The organism is Candidatus Oscillochloris fontis, from assembly GCF_004138135.1.
In the GTDB taxonomy this organism is placed as follows: domain Bacteria; phylum Chloroflexota; class Chloroflexia; order Chloroflexales; family Chloroflexaceae; genus Oscillochloris; species Oscillochloris fontis.
Genome location: NZ_RYFD01000082.1, coordinates 1 through 7,851 on the forward strand (window position 1 = coordinate 1; position 7,851 = coordinate 7,851).

The window sequence follows — 7,851 nt, forward strand, 5'->3', positions numbered from 1 at the left end:
CCCGTTGCGGGCGTTCAAGGTGAGCGGGTGGGTAGTGCTATGTCGCAAAAAGACCTGGAAACTTAATTTACGGACTATTGATAACAGTCGAGCAATTAATACAGCACATGCTGAGTGGGAACAACGAAAAGACACTGACCTAAAGGATTACTGGCCACGTAGTGAGATACCATTTGGTCATATGACGCATCAGCGCCAGCCACTCCCGCAACATGGCTATCTGTACTGGTCGGAAATGTTCAACCCACGCCAGCTTCTTGTTCACGCACAACTTCTGAAAGCCATCGTAACAATTGGCGAGTGTGACTGGGACGTAAGGGAGTATGTGCTGGGAGGGTTTCAGCAGTACCTCCGAAACCAAAGCCTATTCACGCTGTGGAATGTCAACGCAGATAAACTCGAACCAATGTTTGCCAATAACAACTACCATCCAAAGTCAACTGTTATAGAAAACAGTGTATTCTCAAATTTAGGTAGAGGTAATTGGACTTCTTCTGTAGAAGGAATCATAGAGGGTGCAGAATGGACTAAAGCACCGTGGGAAACCGTCAGTGTCGAGATGCTCCAACGGATGGATGCGCAATTTAACACAGGCACAACCGGCAAGAGCGAAAAAGTCTTACCGGGTGATCCCCTCTTACCTGCTACGGTTTTCCAAAGCTCCTCAACCGAGCTTAGGCATTACACGGACGAGTCAATAGATCTGGTGATCACCGACCCACCCTTTGGCGGCTTGCTGCACTACTCCGAGCTATCCGATTTCTTCTACGTCTGGCTCAGGCTGGTACTCAAGGACAAATACCCATCTATCTTTAGCGCCGAATACACCCCGAAAGCGATGGAGGCAGTTGCCAACAAGGCCCGCGAGCCAGAGGACCCCGACGGCTTCTACCAGCGCGTGCTGACCCAATGCTGGCGCGAGGCGCACCGGATTCTCAAACCGGGCGGCATGCTGGCCTTCACCTTCCACCATAGCGAAGATGCGCCGTGGGTGGCGGTGCTTGAGTCGCTCTTCGAGGCCGGGTTTTATCTTCAGGCGACCTATCCCATTCGTTCGGACGAAACCAAGGGCGACGGCGAATTCGGCTCAAAGACGATTGAATACGACATCATCCACGTTTGCCGCAAACGTACCGCAGCGCCTCGGCCAGTGAGTTGGGGGCGCATGCGCCGCGAAGTGCTGGCCGACGTGCGCCAGATCCAGGCGCTGCTCGAAAACCACGCCAAGGCCGGGCTGCCCGCCGCCGACGTGCAGGTCATTCGGCGCGGCAAAGCGCTCGAATACTTCTCGCGCCATTACGGCAAGGTCTATATGGACGAGGGGCGGGCGATGAGCGTCAAAGAGGCGCTGGTCGGCATCAACCAGTTGCTTGATGAAGACTCAAGCCGCGTTCAAGACCCGCCGCCGGTCAATGCCGAACCGCTCACGCGCCAATTCTTGCGCATCTTCGACGGCAAAACCGAGGTTGCGCGCGACCAGATGCAGAAGTTTTTGCGCGGATCGGGCATTGCCCCCGACGAGTTTGAAATGCGCGGCTGGTGTAGCGAGCGCAACAAGATCTTCACCCTGGTCGAGCCACTCGCCTTCGCCCGCGATTGGCACCGCAAACACAAACAGCGGCTCAGCGCCGATCTCGATCAGGCGCTGGTGCTGATTGGCGCTTGCTACGACGGCAGCGGGATCAACGCCAGTGATACACTGAAGAACGGCAACTTCAAGCCCCGCCCGGCGCTCAAAGCGCTGCTCGAATGGCTGGGCCAGCGGGGCGCAAACCAGCCGCTGCGCAACGCCGCCAACCGCGCCCTCACGATCTACAACGGGTGGGCCAATACCCATACGCCACAGGTTCAACAGATGTCACTCTTCTTGGATGAGGAGTAGCCCATGAAACTCATGCGCGAGGATCGTTGGAAACGACGCGGCATCAGCCTGCTCTGGGACAGCGCCGCGCTTGCCGATCTGGCTGCGCCGCACGAGATCATCTCGATGCGGCAACTCTTTGCCCTCGTTCGCCATTGGCCCGAAAATCTCCCCAGCAACCAGGGCAACGCACTGGTCGTCACCGGCCTCGAAACCAACCTCGATCTGCTCAGCCCCGCAGATGCCGAGGAATGGCTGAGCAACGACCTGCGCTCGGTCATGTTGGCCTTCCAGAGCGAGTATAGCAGCGATGCCGCCTTGGTCTTTTGGCTGCCGACCGGACGGGAGCGGGTGCGCATGAACCGCGCCAGCGAGACCTACACCTGGATCTGTGCTGCACCCCACCGCGAGCAACACCTGGATCTAGGGCGCATTCTGTGGGCGGGCGCCGAAGCCGACGCCGCGCGCATCATCGCCCCGGCGCATCCGAACCCCGACGCAGACGGGCCAGCCTGGCTTGGCCTGCACCACCAGAGGCTCTCCTGATGAGTGATCGCGCCCAACTCGCCCCTGGCGAACAGATCAGCCATGCCCAGTTTGGTGCGGGCGTCGTGCTTGAGCCGCCCCGCGACGGCTATGTACGCGCCTTCTTCAGCCTTGGCGAGCGCCGCGTCCCCCTTACGGCAGTGCGCCGCGAGCGTTCGCGTACCGAACGGGTGCTGGACGCCGTCAGCGGCAGCGACGAGCGGGCGCGCCAAGCCTGGCTGGCCTACGAAGCCCACGCCCTGCCGGTGATGGAGAGCGCCTCGGCGCTCACCTCGGCGCGCATCGATCTCTTGCCGCACCAAGTTGTCCTCACCCATCGCATCGCCACCGCACTACCGCGCCGCTTCCTCATCGCCGACGAGGTGGGGCTAGGCAAAACCATCGAGACCGCGTTGATCTTGCGCGAGCTTGCCAGCCGGGGCGAACTGAGCCGGGCGCTGATGGTTGTGCCCGCCGGCCTCGTCAACAATTGGCACCGCGAGCTGAACGAGGTCTTCAACCTCGACTTCGAGGTCTTTGGTTCTGAGGGCGACATCACCGACCGCAAGACCAACGCCTTTGCCAAGCATGATCGCCTGATCGTCAGCATTGACACACTCAAGCGACCAGCGCGGGTCAAACGCCTGCTCGCTGCGCCGCGCTGGGATCTGGTCGTCTTTGACGAGGCGCACCACCTGAGCGCCACCCGCAACGGCGGCAAAGTGCAGAAGACCGAAAACTACAAACTGGCCGAGGCGCTCAAAGGCCACACCCGCGATCTGCTCCTGCTCTCCGCGACGCCGCACCAGGGCAACCACTTCCAATTCTGGATGCTGATCCAATTGCTCAACCCCACCCTGTTTCGCGATCCCAGCGCAATGGTTGAGCAACGCCACCGGCTCAACACCGTCGTCTTCCGGCGCACCAAAGCCGACTCCTGTCGTCCCGATGGCAGCCCGCTATTTGCTCGGCGCTGGGTGCATACCGAGTCCTTTGTTATGAACAACGACGAGCGGCGCTTCTACGAAAAGCTACGCGAGTATCTTCAGGATGGCTTTGATCTTGCCCGTCGTCAGGGCAACAAAGGGCGCGCCCTCGGCTTCCTGATGGCGATCTTCCAGAAGATCGCCGCCTCAAGCTTTGCTGCGGTACGCCGCACCCTCAAGCGGCGCATGCTGATGCTGACGCTGCATGCTGCGCTGCTACACGATCAGGAACTCGACATTGAAGGGCGCGAACGCTGCTATGACGAAGCGCGTGCGATCATTCATGCCGAGTTCGGCATCGCTCACGACAACATGGGGCGCAGCGAGGTTGATCGGATCATGGCCGATCTCAAATATCGGCTGGCGAAGAGACTGGACGAAGAAGCGCTTGAACAGACAGCCGACCCCTACGGCAGCGAGGCTGTGGCCCATCAAGCCGAAGATCTGGCGGCATGTGCGCTTGATCTGCACCTACCTGAAGAACGGGCACGCATTCAGGAACTCCTGGCGCTCTTTCCCGTCCAGCGAGAGACCAAAGTGCAGAAGTTGCTCGATGGGCTGGGCAGCCTCTGGCAACACAACCCGGCGGAGAAGATCGTCGTCTTCGCCACCTACTTAGGCACCGTCGATCTCCTAGCGCACGAGATAGAACAGACCTACCCCGGCCAAGGCGTCACCGTGCTGCGCGGCGGCGACCACGGGGCAAAGACCGCCGCCGAGCGGCGCTTTCGCCAAAACGATGGCCCCCGGCTGCTGATCTCCACCGCTGCCGGGCGCGAAGGGATCAACCTTCAGTTTGCGCGCATCCTGTTCAACTTCGACCTGCCCTGGAACCCGATGGACATCGAACAGCGGATCGGGCGCATCCACCGCTACGGACAAGTCCATACCGCCCAGGTATACAATCTGGTCCTCTCGGACACCATCGAAGGGCGCATTTACCTCATGCTCGACGAGAAGTTGACCGAGATCGCCCGTGCGGTGGGCAAAGTGGACGAACAGGGCCACATCGCCGAAGACCTCCGCGCCCAGATTCTTGGGCAACTCGCGGAGCGCCTCAACTACGAGCGGCTCTACCAGGCGGCAATCTCGGACCCAGAATTGCGGCGCACCGGGGTCGAACTCGAAGCCGCGTTGCAGAACGCCCGCGAGGCCCGCGAGGTTGTATTCGACCTTTTTCAGGATCTTGAGGGCTTCAGTCTCGACGACTACAAACCATTTGCTGACATCTCCAGCAGTATGGAGCGTCTCGTGCGCTTCCTAAGCGCCGCGCTTGCGGATCGTCAGCAGCATCTCGTCAAGGTTGATGCACAGACCTACGATCTCATCAAGGCAGACGAAGGGCGGCGCATCCGCTTCACCCTCGACCGTGATACCGCCACCCGCCAAGACAACCTCGATCTGCTGGGGCTTGACCACCCGCTGGTGCAACAGGAACTCGACCGCTGGCGCAGCCTACCCCCGGAGGAACTCGGCCTTGCCGTTCAGGGCGACAGCGACAGCCTTGTACTGCTCTCATTCTGGCTTATCGAGGTCTCGGTCGAACATGGCGAGCGGCGCGTACTGATCCAGCCCATCGCAATCCGCCCAGACGGTACCCGCGCCCCAACGATTGAGCGTCAGAGCGAACGCTACCTCCATGCCCCAGTCACAACCCCAAGGCTCACCCCAGCGCAACGCTACGAGCTATTCAGCACCGTGGTTGAGCCATCCCTCCAGCGCGAACTCAAGCACAAGGGGGCGGCAAACGGCGACGGCAGCTACACCGCCGAACTGATCGGTTATGTGGAGATCAGCGCGGGATGAAGCGTGGTAAGTGACGCAGATTATCCTTACTAATCTGCGTCATCGTATCCGTTCACGATGGGGGTAAACGGATTGTCACTCCTACCCAAAACGACAGGTTGACGCAAAGGCGCGAAGACGCAAAGGTTTTGTTGCAGGCTTTGCGTCTTTGCGTCAAAATCTTGATGTTCGGGGCAGCGTGAACAGTTACGCGCAATCTGCGGATAACCAACGCCCCCTACCTGACCTCAAACCGATCCAGGTTCATCACCTTAGTCCACGCGGCCACAAAGTCATGCACGAACGTGGCATGCCCATCATCCTGCGCATACACTTCGGCGATAGCGCGCAGTTGCGAGTGCGATCCGAAGATCAGATCGGCCCGCGTCGCCGTCCACTTGCGCTCACCCGTGGTGCGGTCGTGGCTCCCAAAGAGATCGCCGCTCTCATCGTGGGGTGCCCAGGCCGTGTTCAGGTCAAGCAGGTTCACGAAGAAGTCGTTGCTCAATGTGCCTACGCGGCTCGTCCAGACACCGTGCGGCGATTGATCCGCGTTCGCCCCTAGTACCCGCAACCCGCCCACAAGCACCGTCATCTCCGGGGCACTCAGCGTCAGGAGTTGCGCCCGATCCACCAGCATCTCTTCGGGCTTCATGCTCAGCGCCTTGGGATAGTAGTTGCGGAAGCCATCGGCCTGGGGCTCCAGCACCGCAAACGACTCCACATCGGTCTGCTCCTGGCTGGCATCCATCCGCCCCGGCGTAAAGGGCACCTCCACGCTGTAGCCCGCCGCCTGCGCCGCCGCCTCAACCGCCGCACAGCCCCCCAGCACAATCAGGTCGGCCAGCGAGACCTTCTTACCATCGGTTTGGCTGCTGTTGAACTGCTGCTGAATTTCTTCGAGTAGCGCCAACACCTTGCTGAGTTGCGCCGGTTGGTTGACCGCCCAATCCTTCTGGGGGGCGAGGCGAATCCGCGCTCCGTTCGCGCCGCCACGCTTGTCCGAGTTACGGAAGGTGGAGGCCGATGCCCAGGCGGTGGCCACGAGTTCGGGGATCGTCAGACCCGAAGCGAGGAGGCGTGCCTTGAGCGCCGTACAATCCTCTGCATCAACCAGCGGATGATCGCAGGCTGGAATCGGATCTTGCCAGATCAGATCCTCGGCAGGCACTTCGGGGCCGAGGTAGCGCACCTTTGGCCCCATGTCGCGGTGGGTCAGTTTGAACCAAGCGCGGGCAAAAGCGTCAGCGAAGGCATCCGGGTCTTCATAGAAGCGGCGCGCAATCGGCTCATAGATCGGGTCATAGCGCAGCGACAGATCCGCCGTAGTCATCATCGGGCGATGCGTCTTGGTCGGGTCGTGGGCATCGGGGATCATATGCTCTTCACGCACATCCTTAGCCAACCACTGCCACGCCCCCGCCGGACTCTTCACCAACTCCCACTCATAGGTAAAGAGCATCTGCAAATAACCACTATCCCAGCGGGTCGGATGCGGCTTCCACGCACCCTCGATCCCACTCGTGATCGTATCCGCACCCTTGCCACTCCCAAACCGATTGGCCCATCCCAAGCCCTGCGCCTCAATCGGAGCCGCTTCGGGTTCTGGCCCGACCAGCGCCGGATCACCGGCACCATGCGCCTTGCCGAAGGTGTGGCCACCCGCGATTAGCGCCACCGTCTCCTCATCATTCATCGCCATGCGGGCGAAGGTCTCGCGCACATCCCGCCCCGACGCCACCGGGTCGGGTTCGCCATTGGGGCCTTCGGGGTTGACATAAATCAGACCCATCTGCACGGCTGCCAGCGGGTTCTCCAGTTCGCGATCCCCACTGTAGCGCTTATCCTCCAGCCATCCCTCTTCACTGCCCCAGTAGATGTCCTCTTCGGGTTGCCAGATGTCCACTCGTCCGCCACCAAAGCCAAAGGTCTTATGGCCCATCGATTCGAGGGCACAATTCCCAACCAGGATCATCAGATCGGCCCAAGAGATCGCGTTACCATACTTCTTTTTAATTGGCCAGAGCAGACGGCGCGCCTTATCCAGATTGCCATTATCGGGCCAACTATTGAGCGGCGCAAAGCGCTGCCCGCCAGTACTCGCCCCACCGCGCCCATCGGCGGTGCGGTAGGTACCGGCGCTATGCCACGCCATACGGATAAACAGCCCCCCATAGTGGCCCCAATCGGCGGGCCACCACTCCTGCGAGTCGGTCATCAACGCATAGATATCCTGCTTCAGCGCCGCCAGATCGAGCGCCGTAAAAGCCGCCGCATAGTCAAAATCAGCCCCCAACGGATTGGAGGCCGGAGCGTGCTGGTGCAGAATAGCGAGATTGAGTTGATTGGGCCACCAGTCGCGGTTGGTAGTGCCGCGACCAGTCGTGACGCGGTTCGATCCATGCACTACGGGGCACTTGTTCTGATCACTCATTGGACATACTCCATCGTAGGTTTGAGCGGAACGCTTATGGTCATCATAGCATGATTGGTGTCTGGATGCCGGGTGTTGCGATGCGCCCCTCACCCGCGCACCACCACCACCGCGTGCCCACCCGGTGTGGTAGCCGGTGCGGCACTGGTGCGCTCGGCAATTGGCGGCAGGCCGGGGCGTTGGTCAAAAATGACCAGCCACCCGGTAGGTAGCCCCAACCCGGCCAGGTAGCCATCGAGTTGCGCCAAGCCATCGGCGAG

Annotated in this window: 4 protein-coding genes; 3 read left to right on the plus strand and 1 reads right to left on the minus strand. The window is 60.6% G+C overall.

Features of this window, described 5'->3' with window-relative positions; genetic code table 11:
• The 3 genes from EKD03_RS18905 to EKD03_RS17635 form a co-directional block, all read left to right on the plus strand.
• Positions 1–1,882: hypothetical protein (locus EKD03_RS18905; protein WP_238613576.1), on the plus strand; the 1,882-nt coding region annotated here is incomplete at its 5' end.
• Between the two features lie 3 nt (positions 1,883–1,885).
• Positions 1,886–2,407: a hypothetical protein gene (locus EKD03_RS17630; protein ID WP_129633680.1), complete on the plus strand. Its 522-nt coding sequence runs from the start codon at positions 1,886–1,888 to the stop codon at positions 2,405–2,407.
• On the plus strand, positions 2,407–5,178 hold the full coding sequence (locus EKD03_RS17635; protein WP_129633682.1) for a DEAD/DEAH box helicase: 2,772 nt from the start codon (positions 2,407–2,409) through the stop codon (positions 5,176–5,178). The genes EKD03_RS17630 and EKD03_RS17635 overlap by 1 nt, the downstream gene beginning before the upstream one ends.
• A gap of 217 nt (positions 5,179–5,395) precedes the next feature.
• Here the strand turns inward: EKD03_RS17635 and katG are convergent, their stop codons facing one another.
• Complete coding sequence (gene katG / locus EKD03_RS17640) at positions 5,396–7,591, minus strand: catalase/peroxidase HPI (protein ID WP_129633684.1); 2,196 nt, start codon at positions 7,589–7,591, stop codon at positions 5,396–5,398.
• Positions 7,592–7,851: the final 260 nt, after the last annotated feature.

Excerpts from the sequence above, each read along its gene's own strand:
- EKD03_RS17630 (WP_129633680.1), top strand. The coding sequence starts at position 1,886 with ATGAAACTCATGCGCGAGGATCGTTGGAAACGACGCGGCATCAGCCTG.
- EKD03_RS17635 (WP_129633682.1), top strand. The coding sequence starts at position 2,407 with ATGAGTGATCGCGCCCAACTCGCCCCTGGCGAACAGATCAGCCATGCC.
- katG (WP_129633684.1), bottom strand. The coding sequence starts at position 7,591 with ATGAGTGATCAGAACAAGTGCCCCGTAGTGCATGGATCGAACCGCGTC.